Origin of the sequence: Plantactinospora sp. B6F1 (assembly GCF_040120695.1) — a bacterium.
GTDB lineage: Bacteria > Actinomycetota > Actinomycetes > Mycobacteriales > Micromonosporaceae > Plantactinospora.
The window spans coordinates 78,381-94,946 of the sequence record NZ_JBEEAC010000009.1; the positions used below are offsets into that span (position 1 = coordinate 78,381).

The 16,566-nt window shown below is 73.7% G+C and carries 13 protein-coding genes; 9 read left to right on the top strand and 4 right to left on the bottom strand.

The window, feature by feature from the left end:
* Positions 1-48 precede the first annotated feature (48 nt).
* Entirely contained in the window at positions 49-159 is a 111-nt protein-coding gene (gene stsA, locus ABNF97_RS14585) for a StsA family sactipeptide RiPP (RefSeq protein WP_349338852.1), read from the bottom strand.
* Between the two features lie 219 nt (positions 160-378).
* On the opposite strand from stsA, the gene ABNF97_RS14590 reads away from it, so the two are divergent.
* Positions 379-1,068: a response regulator gene (locus tag ABNF97_RS14590; protein ID WP_349338853.1), complete on the top strand. Its 690-nt coding sequence runs from the start codon at positions 379-381 to the stop codon at positions 1,066-1,068.
* Here ABNF97_RS14590 and ABNF97_RS14595 read toward each other — a convergent pair.
* The 3 genes from ABNF97_RS14595 to ABNF97_RS14605 form a co-directional block, all read right to left on the bottom strand.
* A complete protein-coding gene (locus tag ABNF97_RS14595; protein WP_130465280.1) occupies positions 1,008-2,282 on the bottom strand; it encodes an ATP-binding protein in 1,275 nt (424 codons plus the stop codon). The genes ABNF97_RS14590 and ABNF97_RS14595 overlap by 61 nt on opposite strands.
* 108 nt (positions 2,283-2,390) lie before the next feature.
* Entirely contained in the window at positions 2,391-3,281 is an 891-nt protein-coding gene (locus ABNF97_RS14600; protein WP_130465284.1) for a DUF2705 family protein, read from the bottom strand.
* Positions 3,281-6,223 (bottom strand): alpha/beta fold hydrolase, encoded by a 2,943-nt coding sequence (locus ABNF97_RS14605; protein WP_349338854.1) that lies wholly within the window; start codon positions 6,221-6,223, stop codon positions 3,281-3,283. Before ABNF97_RS14605 ends, ABNF97_RS14600 begins: the two co-directional genes overlap by 1 nt.
* Positions 6,224-6,598: 375 nt before the next feature.
* Here ABNF97_RS14605 and ABNF97_RS14610 point away from each other — a divergent pair, with 375 nt between their 5' ends.
* From ABNF97_RS14610 to ABNF97_RS14645, 8 genes are all read left to right on the top strand, one after another.
* Positions 6,599-7,897 carry a hypothetical protein gene (locus ABNF97_RS14610; protein ID WP_349338855.1) on the top strand — a complete coding sequence of 433 codons (1,299 nt, stop codon included), beginning with the start codon at positions 6,599-6,601 and terminating at the stop codon, positions 7,895-7,897.
* Positions 7,887-10,904, top strand: coding sequence for a sensor histidine kinase (locus ABNF97_RS14615; RefSeq protein ID WP_349338856.1), 3,018 nt, complete (start codon positions 7,887-7,889; stop codon positions 10,902-10,904). The genes ABNF97_RS14610 and ABNF97_RS14615 overlap by 11 nt, the downstream gene beginning before the upstream one ends.
* A complete protein-coding gene (locus ABNF97_RS14620; protein WP_349338857.1) occupies positions 10,901-11,371 on the top strand; it encodes a roadblock/LC7 domain-containing protein in 471 nt (156 codons plus the stop codon). Before ABNF97_RS14615 ends, ABNF97_RS14620 begins: the two co-directional genes overlap by 4 nt.
* Positions 11,372-11,447: 76 nt before the next feature.
* Positions 11,448-11,948: a DUF742 domain-containing protein gene (locus ABNF97_RS14625; RefSeq protein WP_349338858.1), complete on the top strand. Its 501-nt coding sequence runs from the start codon at positions 11,448-11,450 to the stop codon at positions 11,946-11,948.
* Complete coding sequence (locus ABNF97_RS14630; RefSeq protein ID WP_349338859.1) at positions 11,926-12,708, top strand: GTP-binding protein; 783 nt, start codon at positions 11,926-11,928, stop codon at positions 12,706-12,708. The genes ABNF97_RS14625 and ABNF97_RS14630 overlap by 23 nt, the downstream gene beginning before the upstream one ends.
* Before the next feature lie 53 nt (positions 12,709-12,761).
* Positions 12,762-13,175, top strand: coding sequence for a hypothetical protein (locus ABNF97_RS14635; RefSeq protein ID WP_130465290.1), 414 nt, complete (start codon positions 12,762-12,764; stop codon positions 13,173-13,175).
* Positions 13,176-13,307: 132 nt separating this feature from the next.
* Entirely contained in the window at positions 13,308-14,216 is a 909-nt protein-coding gene (locus tag ABNF97_RS14640) for a cellulose binding domain-containing protein (RefSeq protein ID WP_349338860.1), read from the top strand.
* Positions 14,217-14,275: 59 nt separating this feature from the next.
* Entirely contained in the window at positions 14,276-16,525 is a 2,250-nt protein-coding gene (locus ABNF97_RS14645; protein ID WP_349338861.1) for an AAA family ATPase, read from the top strand.
* Positions 16,526-16,566 lie beyond the last annotated feature (41 nt).

Genomic DNA, 16,566 nt, shown 5'->3' on the forward strand with positions numbered 1-16,566 from the left:
CGGGGGAGCCGCCGTCGGGCGGCTCCCCCGGTCAACCGTCGGACGTGGCTACTGGGCCTGGCCGGAGCCGGCGCCGGCCAGCGCGCCACAGGCGCACGCGCAGCCGAGCTGGGCGGCGAAGTCGGCGGACTGGATGGCGGGCTTCACCCATTTGGTCATTGCGGTGTCCCCTCTTCCTGGCGAGATCCCGGGCGGCGGGGTCTGGCCCCACACGGTGAACCCGGGCCCCCGTGATCATCACTGACTGTGATCGACGTCTGCCAGAGAGCAAAAGTGTCGTCTTGACAGCCGGTCGACCCGGACCTAACGTCCGGTTTCTCCCGCCACCCGTCCCACGTTCCGGGTCCCCTCCCCGGCGGAAGGTAGGTGCCGTCTCCCGTGCCCGTGATCTCGGTCTCCGTGGTCGACGACGACCGGATGCTGCTGGACGGCATGGCCGCCTGGCTCGGCTCAGTACCCGACCTGCGGCTGCTCGGCACGGCTGCCACCGTCGACCAGCTCCTCGACACCGAGCCCGGCCGGGCCGACGTCGTCGTCCTCGACCTGCTGCTGGCGGACGGGTCGGCGCCGGTCGAGAACGTACGCCGACTCGTCGCCACCGGCCGCCCGGTGCTGGTGGTCAGCGTGGTACCGCACGTGGTGCACGGCGTGGACGTGATCCGGGCCGGCGCGTCGGGCTACCTCACCAAGGACCACGACCTGCCGAGCCTCGCCGAGGCGATCCGGACCGTCGCCCGGGGCGACGTCGCACACTCCCCCGAGCTGGCCTTCGCCTGGTCCTGTGACGAGCGGCCGGACCGGCCAAGGCTGGCACCCCGGGAACGGGCGGTGCTGGTCGCGTACGCCTCCGGGATGACGCTGACGGCCGCGGCCCGCAAGGTCGGGATCCAGCCGGCGACCGCCCGGCAGTACCTGGACCGGGTCAAGGCGAAATACTGCGAGGCGGGTCGGCCGACGTACACGAAACTCGACCTCGCCGACCGGGTCCGCGAGGACGGGCTGCACCGCTACCCGTCGGCGGCCGCCGGGGGTGGCACCGACCAGAGCAGCTCGACGCTGGTGCCATGACCGGGCTCGGAGAAGAGCCGCACCTCCCCGCCGATCTCGGCCATCCGGTCGACGATGGAGCGGCGCAGCCCGAACCCCGCACCGGTGGCGGTGGTGTCGAACCCGACCCCACGGTCGACGACCCGTACCCCGAGCACCTCGTCGTGCCAGTCCACCGTGAGCCACGCCTCGCCGGTCCCGGCGTGCCGGGCCACGTTGTTCAACGCCTCCCGGGCGGCGTCACAGATCGCCTGTACGACGTGTCGGGGCGGCTGCGCCGGCACGGTGCCGGAACGCAGGTGCACCCGCAGGCCGAGCGCGGTCGCGTCGGCCGCCACGTCGGCCAGGCTGGCGCCGAGCGTGCTCACCGCCGCCGTCCTGTCCTCGGTGACCAGCCCCCGGATGTAGTCGGCCTCCCGGCCGCAGCGCCGCCGCACGTCGTCGGCGCGATGGTCCAGCCCGCCCCGGGCGATCGCGGTCAGCGTCGCCAGCGCGGTGTCGTGCAGCCGGCGGTGGTGGTGCAGGCGTTCGGCGTACCGGGCCGACACGGCCGCCGCCGTCGTCTCGGCGGCGAGCCGGCGCTGGGTCGCCTCGTCGACCGCGCTGGCCTGTGCGCAGAGGTAACGGCGCATGAAGTGCAGCAGCAGCGCGAACCACAGGCTGGAGTTGACGTGGTTGACGAAGCCCGACTCCCAGGGCGGTAGCCCACCGATCTGCACCGACGCGGCGGCGACCGCGGTCAGCACCAGCAGCGCCAGCCCGACGAGCAGCGCCCGCAGGCTCAGCACCGCGCCGACCAGCGCCGCCGAGCCGAGGGCGAACTTGCTGGCCCAGTTCGCCGCCGACAGCTCGTAGCCGGGCAGGATGTTGACGTTGACCACCACCAGCAGCCCGCAGGTGATCGCCACGTCCACCGCGACGTGCCCGTAGCTGAACCAGCCCCGCCGCCACACGGCCGCGGCGAGGAGGACGTTCCAGAGCACCACGGCGAGCAGCAGCGCCGTGTTCAGCGCCGGGCTGTGGTAGCGGCCGGCTCCGCTGGTCATCCCGGCCAGCGCCGGCACGACGTAGCTCGCCCGCTGTCCGAAGAGCAGCACCGCGAGAAAACGCAGCGCCCGTTCCCGGCCGGGCATCGCGACCATCAGCCGGGCGTCCACCCAGCCCAGTCGCGCCTCGGCGAGGAACCGGCTGATCCGCCGGGGCGGTCGCCCGACCCGGGCGACACGGTCCAGCACCGAACCCCACCCCCGTCACAGAGTCACCGGACGGCCACCCACAGCCTCGAACCGCCGACTATAGGGCAGCCGCGCCGCCCCGCAGCGGGCCGAGTTCGCGTCGACCCGCTAGGACACCACGTCCTTGCGGGTGAAGCGCCAGAAGGCCAGTCCCCAGAAGACGGTGGCGTAGCAGATCGCCGAGATGGTCCCCTTGACGAGGTCGTCGGTCTGCACCGGGGTGGAGAGCAGGCCGAGCCAGGCCGAGCTGTAGTGCGTCGGCAGGAAGTCCCGGAGCACCCCGAGCGCGGTGATCTGGTCGAGGATGCTGGAGAGGATCCAGAGCAGCACCGCGCCACCGACCGCGCCGAGCGCCGCGTCCGTGGTCACCGAGAGCAGGAACGCCAGACCGGCCACGACCAGCAGTACCACCGCCAGGTAGCCGAGGACGCCGAGCAGCCGCAGCAGCCCCTCCCCGGCCGGGATCTGTGCGGCCACCGTGCTGGACAGCGGCGCCCAGCCGTACCGCAACGTGCCGGCGAGCAGCGCGGTGCCGGCCAGCAGCAGCAGGGCCAGCAGCGAGTACCCGAGCGCGACCACCAGCTTGACCGCCAGCAGCCGGGCCCGGGGCACCGGTACGGCCAGCAGGTAGCGCAGGCTGCCCCAGCTCGCCTCGCTGGCCACCGTGTCGCCACAGAACAGCGCCACCACCACGACCAGCAGGAACGACGAGGAGACGAGCAGCGCGAAGAGGGTGAAGTTCAGCCCGCCGGTGGTGGCCAGCTCGATCAGGCTGCCGAACTCACCGCCGCCGTTGTCGTCGTCGCCGGATCCCTCGAACTGGAACGCGACCAGGATGATCAGCGGCAGCAGCACCATGAAGCCGAGCGCGAACTGGGTACGCCGCCGCGACGCCTGCCGGCGCCACTCCGCGACGATCGACAACGTGGCCCGGGGCCGGTAACCGGCGGCACCACCGGACGCGTCCGGTGGTGCCGCCGGAGTCTGCGTCGCGGCCATCAGCGGTCCCCGCTTCCCCGAGAGTTCTCGCCGACCAGGGCGAGGAAGGCGTCCTCCAGGCGGCGGCGCGGCACCACCCGGTCCACCCCGACGCCGGCCCGGACCAGTTCGGCCACCACCGCGCTGCGGGCGGTGCCGTTGGTGTCGACCACCAGTGCCCCGTTGGTCTCCGGCAGGACCCGGACACCGTCGAGCCGGTCCAGCACCGCCCGGGCGGCGTCGACGTCGGAGACGTCGAACTGGGTACTCGGCGACTCGCCGACGATCTCCTCCACCGCGCCGGCCGCCACGATCTGCCCCTTGTGTACGACCACCGCGTGCGTACAGGTCTGTTCCACCTCGGCCAGCAGGTGGCTGGAGACGAGCACCGCCCGGCCGTCGGTGGCGTACCGGCGCAGCACCCGGCGCATCTCGGCGATCTGTGGCGGGTCCAGCCCGTCGGTCGGCTCGTCCAGCACCAGCAACTCGGGCAGGCCCAGCATCGCCTGTGCGATGGCCAGCCGCTGCCGCATGCCGTGGCTGTACTTGCGGGTCCTGCGGTGGATCGAGTCGCCGAGCCCGGCGATCTCCAGCGCCTCCTCGAAGTGCGCGTCCGCCTCGGGGCGCCCGGTGGCCCGCCAGTACGCCCGGAGGTTCTCCAGGCCGGTCAGGTGCGGCAGGAAGCCCGGCCCCTCCACCAGCGCGCCGATCCGGGACAGCACCGGCGAGCCGGGCACCAGCCGGTGTCCGAAGACGTGGATCTCGCCGGTGGTCGGCTGGGTCAGCCCCATCAGTACCCGCAGGGTGGTGGTCTTGCCGGCCCCGTTCGGCCCGAGCAGCCCCACCACCTGCCCCCGGTGCACCTCGAAGTCGATCCGGGAGACCGCGACGAAGCCGTCGGCGTACTCCTTGCGCAGGTCGCGGACGACGAGCGGGATGTCGGCGTACTCGGGATGCACCGAGGTGTCGTGCCGGCGGTGCCGGCGGCGCAGCACGGCGACCAGCACGACGAGCCCGAGCACTATCGCGGCGACCAGGCCGGCGAGCGCCCAGCGCCAGACCACCGCCGGGGTGGCGATCGGCTCGCCGGGCACGGTCGGCAGCGACACCTCGGCGCCGGTCAGCGCGGCCCCGGCCGGCAGCCCGGGTACGCCTCCGGTCGCCGGCCCGGCCAGCGCCACGGTGTAGGTGACCGGCTCGGCCGGGGTGGCGTAGCCCTGGTCGGAGGTGGCGACCACGATCCGCAGCCGGTGCCCGGCCTCGATCCGGCGCACGATCGCCGGCAGGGTGACCGTGACCGGGGTGGCCGCCGCGACGTCGGTGGGCAGCCCGGTCAGCCGGACCGGCGCGACCAGGCCGTTGGGGAGCGCGGCCGGGCCGTTCGGGTCGACGTCGTAGAGCTTGACGAAGAGCACCGCCTCGCCGGTCGGGGACGCGGCCCGGATGGTGACCGTCGGCGAGCCGACCACGTCGACGGCCCGGGGAAGCGGTGCCGACTCGAACCGGGCGTGCTGGCCGGGCAGGTCTGCGGCGACCCCTTCCAGCAGCGACGAGAAGCCGCTGGCGAACGGCAGCGCGGAGATCGCCGCCGGGTTGCCGGCCGGCGGGTTGGCGATCCGCTGCGCCGGCCCGGTCACCGCGATCGACTCGCCGGCGGTGCCACCGACGCCCGGGTAGTCGGCGACGGAGAAGCCGGAGGCGACCAGGCCCCGGTCCAGGGCGTCGAAGCCGGCGATCCGGGACCAGGTGAAGCTGGCCGACGGCGCCTCGCCGGAGCCCTTGACGTAGTGCTCCAGCCACTGCGCCATCAGGAAGCGCAGCCGGTCCCGGTCGGTCTGCGGGCCCTCGCCGCCGTCGTGCCCGCCGGTGAACCAGGCGACCCGGACCGGGGTGCCGCCGGCCGCGATGCCCCGGGCGTTGGCGTCCGCCTCGGCCAGCGGGAAGAGGGTGTCGGCCGCGCCCTGGATCAGCAGGGTGGGTGCCTTGATCCGGTCGAGCACGCCGGCCGGGCTGGACCGGCGGAGCAGCTCGACCGCCGCCGGGTCGGCCCGGCCGGTGGTGGCGATCCGCAGGTACGCGGCACAGACGTCGGCGGCGAAGCGCCCGCAGGCCGGATCCGCCGGGGTACCGCCCGGAGCCGCGCCCGGTGCGGCGCCGAGCACCGGGTCCCGGTCGCCGGCCGGACCGTCGTCGTCCTCCGGTCCCGAGTCACCGGCACCCGAGTCACCGGCGCCGGGGGCGCCGCCCGGTGCGGCGCCGAGCCCGCCCGGGCCACTCCCGTTCCCGCTGCCGCCGCCGAAGAAGATTCCGGCCCAGCCCCTCTTGAAGACGCCGTCGACCGGCTCCCGCCCGGTGGACTCGGGCAGGAAGGAGCGGGCCAGATCGTTCCAGGTGATCATCGGCACGGCGGCGTCGACCCGCTGGTCCTGGGCGGCGAGCAGCAGGGCCAGGGCGCCGCCGTACGAGCCACCGACCACGCCCACCCGGGGGTCACCGGCCGCGTCCTTGCGGACCTCCGGCCGTGCGGCGAGCCAGTCGAGCAGCCGGGACGCGTCGCGTACCTCGTAGTCGGGGTGGTCCAGGTGGATCTGCCCGCCGCTGCGCCCGAATCCCCGCGCGGTGTACGTCAGCACCGCGTAGCCGAGCTCGGCCAGGTCCTCGGCGTCGGACTCGACGGACCGTTTCGTGCCGCCGAAGCCGTGTGCCAGCAGGACCGCCGGTACCGGCCGGGTCGCGCTCGCCCGGTCCGGCAGGTAGAACCTGGTGTCCAGGTCGACCGGCTGGTCGCCACCGGGTCCGGAACGGACAGTGATCATGGAGTCCGTTGTGGAGAAGGGTGGATTCTCCGGCCACACCGCCCAGCCGACCAGCGCGGCCAGCAACACCAGCGCGGTCGATCCGGCGACCATTCGGCGCCGGGTCGGCCGGGCACGGCGCAGCCGCGCCAGCAGTCGGGAAGGCATGGATCACACCGTACGGTGCCGGAGCTGAGCGTTCGCTGAGATCCGCCGTACGGCTGTCCGGCTGGCCCGTTCGGACTCCGTGAGTCATCCTCCTCGTCCCACCAACGGGTATCCGGCGCAGCAACTTCGGATCCTGTGAATTCCGATCTTTCGTGCAGCGTGCCACTAATCAATACATGCGCCTGGGCAACTATGTACGAGGAGTCACAATTTCGGTCACCCGGTGTTACCCGTACCCAAGTGACGCATAACTGACTGCTCGGCCCGGATCGAGCGGGTCCGACGTCCACTAGTTTTCCGGTCCGGTGGACGGGACCGGGCGGCATCCCCACGCCCACTACCCGGATCGACCCCTCGCGCCGATGGAGATGGACTATGACAGTTCCCGCGCAACGGTCCCGGCGCGCGCCGAACCGGACCGGTACGGCGCTGCGAGTACTGCTCGCGATCGCCCTGCTGCTGCCGGCAGGCGTGCTGTTCAGCGCGGCTTGGCGCAGCAACGACGACCGGCTCACCGTCGCCGGACGCGAGCGGCACGGGGTCGAGTACCTGCGTTCCCTGGGACACGTGACGCTGGCCCTGGTCGACGCCCAGTCCGGTGCCGTGGCGGGCCGGGCGGCGGCGGCCGCCGCGCTGCGCAGCGCGGTCGAGCAGACCAGCGGGATCGACGTCCGGTACGGTGCCGAGCTGCGTACCAGCGAACGCTGGGCGGGGCTGCGTGCCAAGATCGAGGCGCTGCCGGACCGCCCGCCGGCCGACCCGCAGGACGCGTGGACGGTCTACACCGAGACCACCGACCTGCTGCTGGCGCTCTACGCCAAGGTGCGGGAGAGTTCCGGCCTGATCCGGGATCCGGAGTCGGACTCCTACCACCTCCAGGACGCGGTCGCCGAGGAACTTCCGGAGGCCCTGGTCGCGGCCGGGCGCCTCGCCGACCGCGCGGTACTCGCGGCGGACCGCTCCGGTGGCGACCGGGCACGTGCCGCCAGCGAGCTGGCCCTGGGCCGGGCCGCCGTACTCAGCCCGGCGGCCGACCTGGTCGAGAACCTGCGCGCGGCGGTGGAGAACACCGCCAGCCGGACGCTCGGCGGCAACCTGCTCAGCCGGCTCGACGGCTACCAGCGCGCGGTGGAGGACCTGGCCGCGCTCACCCGCGACTCGGCCGCACCCAACCCGATCCAGGTCGGCGCCGCCCGCGCCTCCGCCCAGCTCGCCGGATCCGGCCTGGCCACGATCATCCTGACCGAACTCGACATCCTGCTCCGGGAACGGATCGACGGGCTGACCGGTGAGCGGCGGATCGTGGTCGGCGCGCTGGTGCTGGCCGTACTGCTGGTGCTCGCCCTCGCCGCGCTGTCGGCGCTGGGAACCAGGTTCGGCGGCCGGTCCGCTGGCGCCGGCGAGCCGACCGTGCACGGGCTGCCCCCCGCCGCCGATGCCGAAGGGCCGCCGCTGACCGGACCGCCGCCGACCGGGTCACCGCTGCCGGTCGGGCCGCCGACCAGCGGGCGGCCGCCGCTGCCGGAACGGCGGCCGCGTCGGCCCGAGCCGGCGGACGCCCCGGGCCGACGGTCCCCGCTGGCGGACTGGCAGGATCCGGTACCCGCCGGCCAGGCCGGCCAGTCGACCGCGCCGGAGCGCCAGGCGCCGTGGGGACGTCCCGATGCTCGGTAGGCTCCGGATCCGGGGCCGGCTGGCCCTGCTCGTCATCCTGCCGCTGCTCAGCACCATCGGCCTCGCCGTCCCGGTGCTGGCCGACCGGGTCTCGTCGGCTCGGCGGGCGGCCGACACCGCCGACATCGTGCGCCGGGCCGGCCAGGTCGGCACCCTCCTACAGGACCTCCAGCGGGAGCGGCTGCTCTCCGTCGGCTACCTGCTGAACGTGGTGGACCGCTCCGAACTCGTCCAGCAGGGCGCGCAGGTGGGCGACCGGATCGCCGACCTGCGGGCCGACCTCGGCGGGCAACTGACCAAGGAGATCGACGACGCCATCACCGGCGTCGGGCGCCTCGCCGACCTGCGGACCGGCGTGCTGAGCCGACGGGCCAGGCCGGACCAGGTGATCGGCGGGTTCGGGCAGGTACACACCGCGATGATCACGTCGCTGGGACTGACCCGGTACGCGGACGCGACCACACCCGAGGGTCGCCAACTGATCGCCCTGGACGCGGTGCTCCGCTCCGACGAGGGGATCAGCGCCGCCGCCTGCCTGATCGTGCTGGTCGCCGCGACGAAGGCCCCGGCCGCCGGCATCGCGTACGTCGGCACCATGGCCAGGCTCGAAGCTCACCTCGCCCGGTTCCGCAGCTTCGCCACACCGGCCCAGAACGAGCTCTACAGCCTCATCGAGCGGGCCACGGCGGCGCGGACCAGCCCGGAGTTCCTCAGTGCCGGCGCCGCCGACCCGACCGAGGCGATCGCCGGGCTGAACCTGGCGGACCTGTTTCCGGCCGCCTCCTCGCTGATCACGCTGGGCCAGTTCATCGAGAAGAAGATCGTCACCGACGTGGTCGCCGAGGTGACCGACCAGCGCCAGCGGGCCATCGCCGGGGCGTACACGGTCGGGCTGCTGGTGCTGTTGATCATTGCGTTGATGATGCTGCTCAGCCTGGCGGTGGCGCGTACCGTCGCCCGGCCGCTGACCCGGCTGACCGTCTCCGCCGACCGGATGGCTCGGGCCGCCGAGGAGGAACTGACCCGGATCGTCGACGACGAGTCCGAGTCGTACCAGCCGATCCGGCTCGACCCGGTGGACGTGGACGGCCGCGACGAGATCGGTGACCTGGCCCGGGCCTTCGAGCGGGTGCAGGCCACCGCCGCCCGGCTGGTGGAGCGGCAGGCCGCCAGCCGGCGGAACGTGGCCCAGATGTTCGGGCACGTCGGGCGGCGTACCCAGAACCTGGTCGGCCGGCAGATCGCCCTGATCGACCGGCTGGAACATCAGGAGACGGACCCGGGCCGGCTCCAGCACCTCTACCGGCTCGACCACGTCTCCAGCCGGCTGCGCCGCAACGCGAGCAGCCTGGTGGTGCTCTCCGGCGGTGCCGGCGGGGACGGGCACGTCGCCCCGCTGCCGCTGGGTGACGTGGTCCGGCTGGCGCTCGGCGAGATCGAGGACTTCACCCGGGTCGACGTGCAGGTCCGGCTCGACGTCGGGGTGGCACCCGGAGTGATCGGCGACCTGGTGCTGACGCTGGCCGAGCTGATGGAGAACGCCACCGCCTTCTCCCCGCCGCACACCCGGGTCACCGTCCTCGCCGAGGTCATCCCGGGCGGGGTACGCCTCAACCTGGTCGACCACGGCATCGGGATGACCCCGGAGCGGCTGGCCGAGGAGAACGCCCGGCTGACCCGGCGAGAGCGGCTGGACCTGGTCCCGACCGAGGTGCTCGGATTGTTCGTGGTGGGCCGGCTGGCCCGCCGGCACGGCTGGCGGGTCACCCTCTCGGCGACGACCCCCGGCGGTGGGGTCACGGTCGGGGTGGAGATCGACGACCGACTGCTGGTCACCCGTCACCCGGAACCCGAGGTGCCGACGCCCCGGGCGAGCGCGTCGACACCGCTGCCGGTCCGGCCGGTGCGGGTCACCGAGAGCGGTCCGCCGGTCGGCCGGGCCACCGCCCCGACCGCCACGCCGGCACCGGTCGGGATCGCCATGCCGACCACGGCCGGGACCGGCACGCCGGCACCGGCCACGGCTCGGACTCCCGAGCCGGCACCCGTAAGCCCGGAACCGGCGCCCGCGATGCCCAAGCCGGTGGTCCCGGAACCGGTGCCCGCGATGGCCGAGCCGGTGGTACCGGAACCGGTGCCCGCGATGGCCGAGCCGGGGCCGGCGTTCCGGCTGCCCGAACTGATGCCGGTGGCGGCGCCGGCCGGACCGGTCTTCGACGAGGAGTTGATCAAACGCGCCACCCGGTCGCTCAGCTCCGGCCAGCCCTGGAACGCCTTCCTGACCCGCCCGGTGGCCACCGCCCGGCCCGGCACCACCGGAAGCGGAGCGGACCCGGCGGTACGACTGGCCGGCACCGCCCCGGCCGATCCGCCCGGCCGCCCGGACGCGGAAGGAGGTACGGCGTCCTCCGGTGCGCCGACGACGCCTTCCGTCGACAGCAGCCCGGGACCCGCCTCGCCCGGCCCCGGCACCGGGCTGCGCCAGCGGGTCCCGGGCGCCCAACTTCCGAACACCAGCAGCAGGGCCCGCCCCGAACCGACCCCGGCGGACCCGTCCGTCGTCCGGGCGCTGATCGAAGAGTTCGAAGCCGGGGTACGCCGGGCGCAGCGCGAGCAGCAGTCCAGGCAGGTCGGCCGGAACCAGCCGCGCGAGCAGCGGTCCGGGGCAGCCGGCCGGACCCAGTCCCCGGAGCGGACCGGCGCGGGCCCGGAGGGCGGTAGCGTCAGGGCCGCCGGAGGGTCGGCATCCCGAACCAACGGCACCGCGGCGGCAACCCCCGCCGCCACGGGCGCTCCACCGCCGCGACTCAACCGGCGGGTCCCCGGAGCCAATCTGAGCGTCCCGCCGCCGACCACCCCGCTCGGCCAGCCACCGTCCATCGCCATCGCCGCACCGGGCGACCCCGACCAGGTACGTGAGCTGATGATGCAGTTCGAGTCCGGTGTCGCCCGCGCGCTGAGCGAAGTCCGAACAGAAGACCGCCACGAAGAGGGAACCCCACGATGAGCACTCCCTTCATCCGTACCGAGCAGGACCAGCAGGGCGCGGGCACCGGCGAACTGAGCCAGGAGGCGCGTACCTTCAACTGGTTGCTGGACTCGTTCACGTCCGGCACGGCCGGCGTACAGGAGGCGATCGCGGTCTCCTCGGACGGACTGCTGATGGCCATGTCGTCGATCAAGGACCGGTCGAACGCGGAACGACTGGCCGCGGTGGTCTCCGGGATGACCAGCCTGGCCAGCGGCGCCGCGAACTGGTACACGCTGGGCGCGCTCAACCGGGTGGTGGTGGACATGACCGACGGTTACCTGCTGGTCAGCGCGATCAGCAGCGGCTCGGTCCTCGGGGTGGTCGCCGACCGGTCGGCCAACCTCGGCACCGTCGCCTACGAGATGACCCTGTTCGCCGGTCGGGCCGGAGGCGCGCTCACCCCTCGGCTGATCGTCGAACTGAAGAACTCCGTCCAGTCATGACCACGGGTGCCGTGGTGGGCGGCGGCCCGCCGCGCCGTACCCCTCGGAAGGCCCTCGGGCGGAGTGAGGAACCGGCATGACCGAGCGGAGCGAGGTGCCGGAGCCGGACGCCGAGCCGGAGCCGGACGTACTGCCTGCGGTCCGGATCCGTCCCTATCTCCAGGCCGTACTGCCGGAGGACGCGGCCGAGCCGGAGGCCGACACCGGGGAGTTGCCGACCGTGCCGCCGGTGCCGCTCGGGCTGCGCCCGTTCGTGCTGACCTCCGGGCGGGTCTGCGGGGCCGACCCGGCGATCGGGCTGGAGACCCAGGTGACGGCCAGGATCGACGCTTCGTCCTGGACCAACCCGGTCGACCGGCTCTCCTCGGAACTCCAGGAAATCGTCGCGCTGTGCGCCGAGCCGATGTCCGTGGCGGAGATCTCCGCGCGGCTCCGGATGCATCTCGGCGTCACCAAGATCCTGGTCGGTGACCTGCGGGCCGCCGGCCACCTCGACGTGCACGTCTGTCCCGTCGAGGATGCCCACGACCCCGACCTCATTATGCGAGTGATCGATGGACTTCGTGCGATCTCCTGACTGGCCCGCCTCGCCGACCGGCCCCCTGGCGAACAGCGCACCCGGCCGCTACGGAAGCCCGGCCGGACACGGTGTCGGGGGCGGTCGAACGCTTCCCGCCGGGTACGCCCCGCCCGCCCGGCCCGTGCCGCCCCGGCATGCCCGGGAGACCGGCACCGACCCGGCCGGGGCGCACCGGCCCGAACAGCGGCGCGGCGCCGCACCGCCGATCCCGGTGAAGATCCTGATCGCCGGCGGTTTCGGGGTCGGCAAGACCACCACGGTCGGCGCCATCTCGGAGATCGCGCCGCTGACCACCGAGGCAGAGATGACCACCGCCGGGATCGGCGTCGACGACCCGGGAATCCGCTCCGAGAAGACCACCACGACGGTGGCGATGGACTTCGGCTGCGTCACCATCGACCGCAGTCTCAAGCTCTACCTCTTCGGCACGCCCGGGCAGTCCCGGTTCGGCTTCATGTGGGACGACCTGGCCCGGGGTGCGCTCGGTGCGCTGGTGGTGGTGGACTCCTCCCGGCTCGACGACTGCTATCCCGCGATCGACTACTTCGAGCGGGCCCGTCTACCCTTCGTCGTCGCGGTGAACGCGTTCGACGGCCAGATCGCACACGACCTGACGGCGATCCGCTGGGCGCTGGCGATCGGGGAACACGTGCCATTGGTCCAGTTTGACGCCCGAGATCGACTTTCGGTACGCGATGCCTTACTGATCGTGCTGGATCGGGCTCTGGATCGAGCGATCCGGGAGCGGGAGACTTAGCCCGCGACGGGTCGGCCGCCACGGGTCGGCGGTTGGCCGGGAAGGGTGACACGATGAGGGGCGAACTGGACGACGCACTGGCACGGATGGAGCGCCGGGAGGCGCTGCAACGACGGCGGGCCCAGGAGGCGGCGGCCCGGGCCGGGTCACCGGTCGAGGAGGTGACCGACGCGGTCCAGCGGGTCGTCGCGCAGCATCCGAACGTGGCGGTCACGATGTGGGTCGCCGACGGGCCGAAGATCTCGGCGATGCACGTGGCCTGGTCGGACGGGGTGGTCACCGTACGCCCCGCCGCCGAGCCGGCGTTGCCGACCGCCGGAGAGCCACCGCGCTCCTGGCCGATGTCGGTGCGGACGGTGCCGAACTGGGCCGATCCGGAGGATCCACCGGCGCCGGACGCCGCCGCCCGGCTCGCCGACCTGATCCGCCGGGACCCGTCCCTGCTCGGCCCCGACGACCACGGCTGACTCCCGCGGGCGGACATCCTCCGGGTTTCGGCGAATCTGCCGCCCGTCTCCCGGTCGGTCCCGTCCTCGGCGGACGATGGAGTCAGACATTCTGCATTGGTAGATGTGTATGTGATCGATACCATCCTCGCCATGCGTGCTCGCCGCGTCACCGCCGTCTCCGTCCTCGCCGCGCTGCTGAGCCTGCTTGCCGTCGGCGTCGCCCGGGCCGACGACCCGCCGAGGCTGACCACCCCCGGCGTCCCGGTCGTGCTGGCCAACGAGCCGCACGCCCTCACCCTGACCTGGGCGCCCGCGACCTGGGCCAGCGAGCCGGCCGGCGAGGACCCGATCGGCTACGAGGTGCGGGTGCTGATCGGCACGAACGTCTACCGCAGCCTCGGCCGCACCGGCACCACCACGTTCACGGTGACCGACCTGGCGCCCGGCACCGAGTACCGGATCGCCATCGGCGCCTACGCGACCAACGCCTACTCCGACAACTCACCCGAGATCACCATCCGCACCGCGTACGGCCGGGCGAAGGTCAGTTACCTGAACCTGGACTGGGCCCCGACGAACAACCAGATCCACTACGCCCTCCAGATCGTCAACACCGGCAACGAGCCGCTCGACCTCAACTACGTCCGGGTGCGCTACCACCTGACCTTCGAGGGCGGCAACACCGACCTGGTGGGCAGGTGCGACTGGGCGGCGCTCGGCTGCGACCGGATCCGGCACACCCTGCAGTACTTCCCGCCGCCCGGGCCACCACCGCCGCCGCCCGGTGGGCCGAGCGGCGCGCCGACGCCGACCCCGACCGTGTTCCCGCCGCCGGGTACCCCGATTCCCGGTTGGGTGGAGCTGACCATCCCCGGCGCGGTGCTCGCCCCCGGCGCCTCGTCCGGCCCGATCTACCTGCGCTTCCACCGGCAGAGCTGGGGTGCCATCGACGAGCGCGACGACCGGAGCTGGCGGACCGCCACCGGCGCATGGATCGAGAACGGCCGAATCACCCTCGACGTCGACGGGGTACGCGAGTTCGGCGACACGTCCTCCTGAACGGCGCGGACGCCAGGTGGATTCCGGTCCGGCTCGCTCCCGGCCGGTACTCTCGGCCGGTGACTGGTCCGGATCTCACGCTCACCGCCAGCCTGCGGCCGGCCGCGCTGGACGCCCGCCGGGGCATCGTCCGGCTACATCCGGAGGTACTCACCGCGCTGGACCTGCACCCCGGCGCCCCGGTACGCCTCACCGGGCGCCGGACCACCGCCGGGATCGTGGCCCGGGCGGAGCCGTCGGCGAGCCGCGCCCTGCTCTACGCCGACGACCTGGTCCTCGGGAACCTCGGGGTACGCGACGGCAGCCAGGTCACCGTCACGCCGATCGCGGTGGTGGCGGCCCGCCGGGTGGTGCTGACCGGCCCGCCGGAGATCGTCGCCGTCGTCTCGCCGGAGATGCTCCGCCTCGCGCTGCTCGGCAAGATGGTCACCGCCGGCGACGACGTCTCCCTGCTGCCCCAGGACGTGCTCCCGGACGCCGCGGTGCGGACCCTGGTCGAGGCGGCCCGGCGCAGCCTGGCGAACACCGTCGGCTACGCCTGGACCAGCACCCTGTTGACGGTCGCCTCGGCGGAGTCCGCGGACGGGTCGGCCACCGGCGACGGCGGGCCGGACTCGGTGCTGGTGACCATGGACAGTGTGGTCGGCTGGCGGGACGGCCACGCCACGCACGGCACGACCACGGCCGAGCCGCATGCGGTCACCGGCGGCCGGAGTCCGCGGGCGGCGACCGGGCCGGCGCCCGATCCGGCGCCGGGCCTGGACGAGCTGCCCGGGCTGCGGGCCCAGGCGGAGGAGTTGACCGAACTCCTGGACCTCGGCTTCCACCACCACGAGGTGCTGGGTCGGCTGGGCACGACGGTCTCGCTCGGCGTACTGCTGACCGGCCCGGCCGGGTCCGGCAAGTCGGCGCTGGTCCGGGCGGTCTCCCGGAAGGTGGGCGCCCGGTTCGCCGCGATCTGGGCGCCCGAGGTCGCCGCGCTGACCAACGACGCCGCCGCCCGGCGGCTGCGCGAGGCCGTCGCCTCGGTCCGGGGCACGCCCCCCGCGGTGCTGCTGGTCTCCGACGTCGAGGCGCTGGCGTCGCGCGACACACCCGGACCGGTGGGTACGGTCTTCCGGCAACTGCTCGCCGAGACGGTACGCGCCGGTGCCGCCGTGGTCTGCACGACCAGCCGGCCGGAGTCGGTGGATCCCGCCCTGCGCTCCCCCGACCTGCTCTCGCTGGAGATCGCGATTCCGCTGCCGGACGCGGCGCTGCGCCGGGAGCAGTTGACGGTGCTGACCCGGGGCATGCCGCTGGCCGAGGACGTCCGGCTGGACGAGGTGGCCGCCCGTACGCCCGGGTTCGTCGCCGCCGACCTGGCCGCGCTGACCCGAGAGGCCGGGGTACGCGCCGCGCTGCGCCAGAAGGAGGCGGACGCCCCGACGGTGGCGATGGCGGACTTCTCCGCGGCGCTGGAGGTGGTCCGACCGACCTCGATGGCCGAGTCCTCGGTGCTGGAGCTGGCCAATGTGACCCTGGACGACGTCGGCGACATGGCCGAGGTCAAGGAGGTGCTGACCGAGTCGGTGCTCTGGCCGCTGAACTATCCGGACACCTTCGCCCGGCTCGGCGTGCAGCCGCCGCGCGGCGTACTGCTCTACGGCCCGCCGGGCTGCGGCAAGACATTCCTGGTCAGCGCGCTTGCCGGTACCGGGCGGGCGAACGTGCTCTCGGTGAAGGGCGCGGAGCTGCTCTCGAAGTGGGTGGGTGAGAGCGAACGGGCGGTCCGGGAGCTGTTCCGCCGGGCCCGGGAGGCGGCGCCGACCCTGGTCTTCCTGGACGAGGTCGACGCGCTGGCCCCGCTACGCGGCCAGGCCACCGACGGCGGCACCACCGACCGGGTGGTGGCGGCGCTGCTCACCGAGTTGGACGGGGTGGAGCCGCTGCGCAACGTGGTGGTGGTCGGCGCGACGAACCGGCCGGACCTGGTGGACCCGGCACTGCTGCGGCCGGGCCGGCTGGAACGGCTGGTCTATGTGCCGCCGCCGGACGCCGCCGCGCGGGCCGAGATCCTGCGGGCGGCGGCCCGGTCGGTGCCGCTGGCCGACGAGGTGGAGTTGGCGTCGCTGGCCGAGGAGTTGGACGGCTTCTCCGCAGCGGACTGTGCGGCGCTGGTCCGGGAGGCGGCGCTGGCCGCGATGCGGGAGTCGCTGGAGGCGAGCACGGTGCACGCCGGGCACGTGGCGGCGGCCCGGGCCCGGGTCCGGCCGTCGCTGGATCCGGGCCAGGTCGCCTGGCTGGCCGCGTACGCCGCGCAGCGGTGAGCAGGGGGCCGGCCCGGTGGTACGCACCGGCCGGCCGCCGA

What these genes read in the sequence shown, in the direction of transcription:
- stsA (WP_349338852.1), bottom strand. Translation starts at nt 159, where the DNA reads ATGACCAAATGGGTGAAGCCCGCCATCCAGTCCGCCGACTTCGCCGCC.
- ABNF97_RS14600 (WP_130465284.1), bottom strand. Translation starts at nt 3,281, where the DNA reads ATGGCCGCGACGCAGACTCCGGCGGCACCACCGGACGCGTCCGGTGGT.
- ABNF97_RS14605 (WP_349338854.1), bottom strand. Translation starts at nt 6,223, where the DNA reads ATGCCTTCCCGACTGCTGGCGCGGCTGCGCCGTGCCCGGCCGACCCGG.
- ABNF97_RS14610 (WP_349338855.1), top strand. Translation starts at nt 6,599, where the DNA reads ATGACAGTTCCCGCGCAACGGTCCCGGCGCGCGCCGAACCGGACCGGT.
- ABNF97_RS14615 (WP_349338856.1), top strand. Translation starts at nt 7,887, where the DNA reads ATGCTCGGTAGGCTCCGGATCCGGGGCCGGCTGGCCCTGCTCGTCATC.
- ABNF97_RS14620 (WP_349338857.1), top strand. Translation starts at nt 10,901, where the DNA reads ATGAGCACTCCCTTCATCCGTACCGAGCAGGACCAGCAGGGCGCGGGC.
- ABNF97_RS14625 (WP_349338858.1), top strand. Translation starts at nt 11,448, where the DNA reads ATGACCGAGCGGAGCGAGGTGCCGGAGCCGGACGCCGAGCCGGAGCCG.
- ABNF97_RS14630 (WP_349338859.1), top strand. Translation starts at nt 11,926, where the DNA reads ATGGACTTCGTGCGATCTCCTGACTGGCCCGCCTCGCCGACCGGCCCC.
- ABNF97_RS14635 (WP_130465290.1), top strand. Translation starts at nt 12,762, where the DNA reads ATGAGGGGCGAACTGGACGACGCACTGGCACGGATGGAGCGCCGGGAG.
- ABNF97_RS14640 (WP_349338860.1), top strand. Translation starts at nt 13,308, where the DNA reads ATGCGTGCTCGCCGCGTCACCGCCGTCTCCGTCCTCGCCGCGCTGCTG.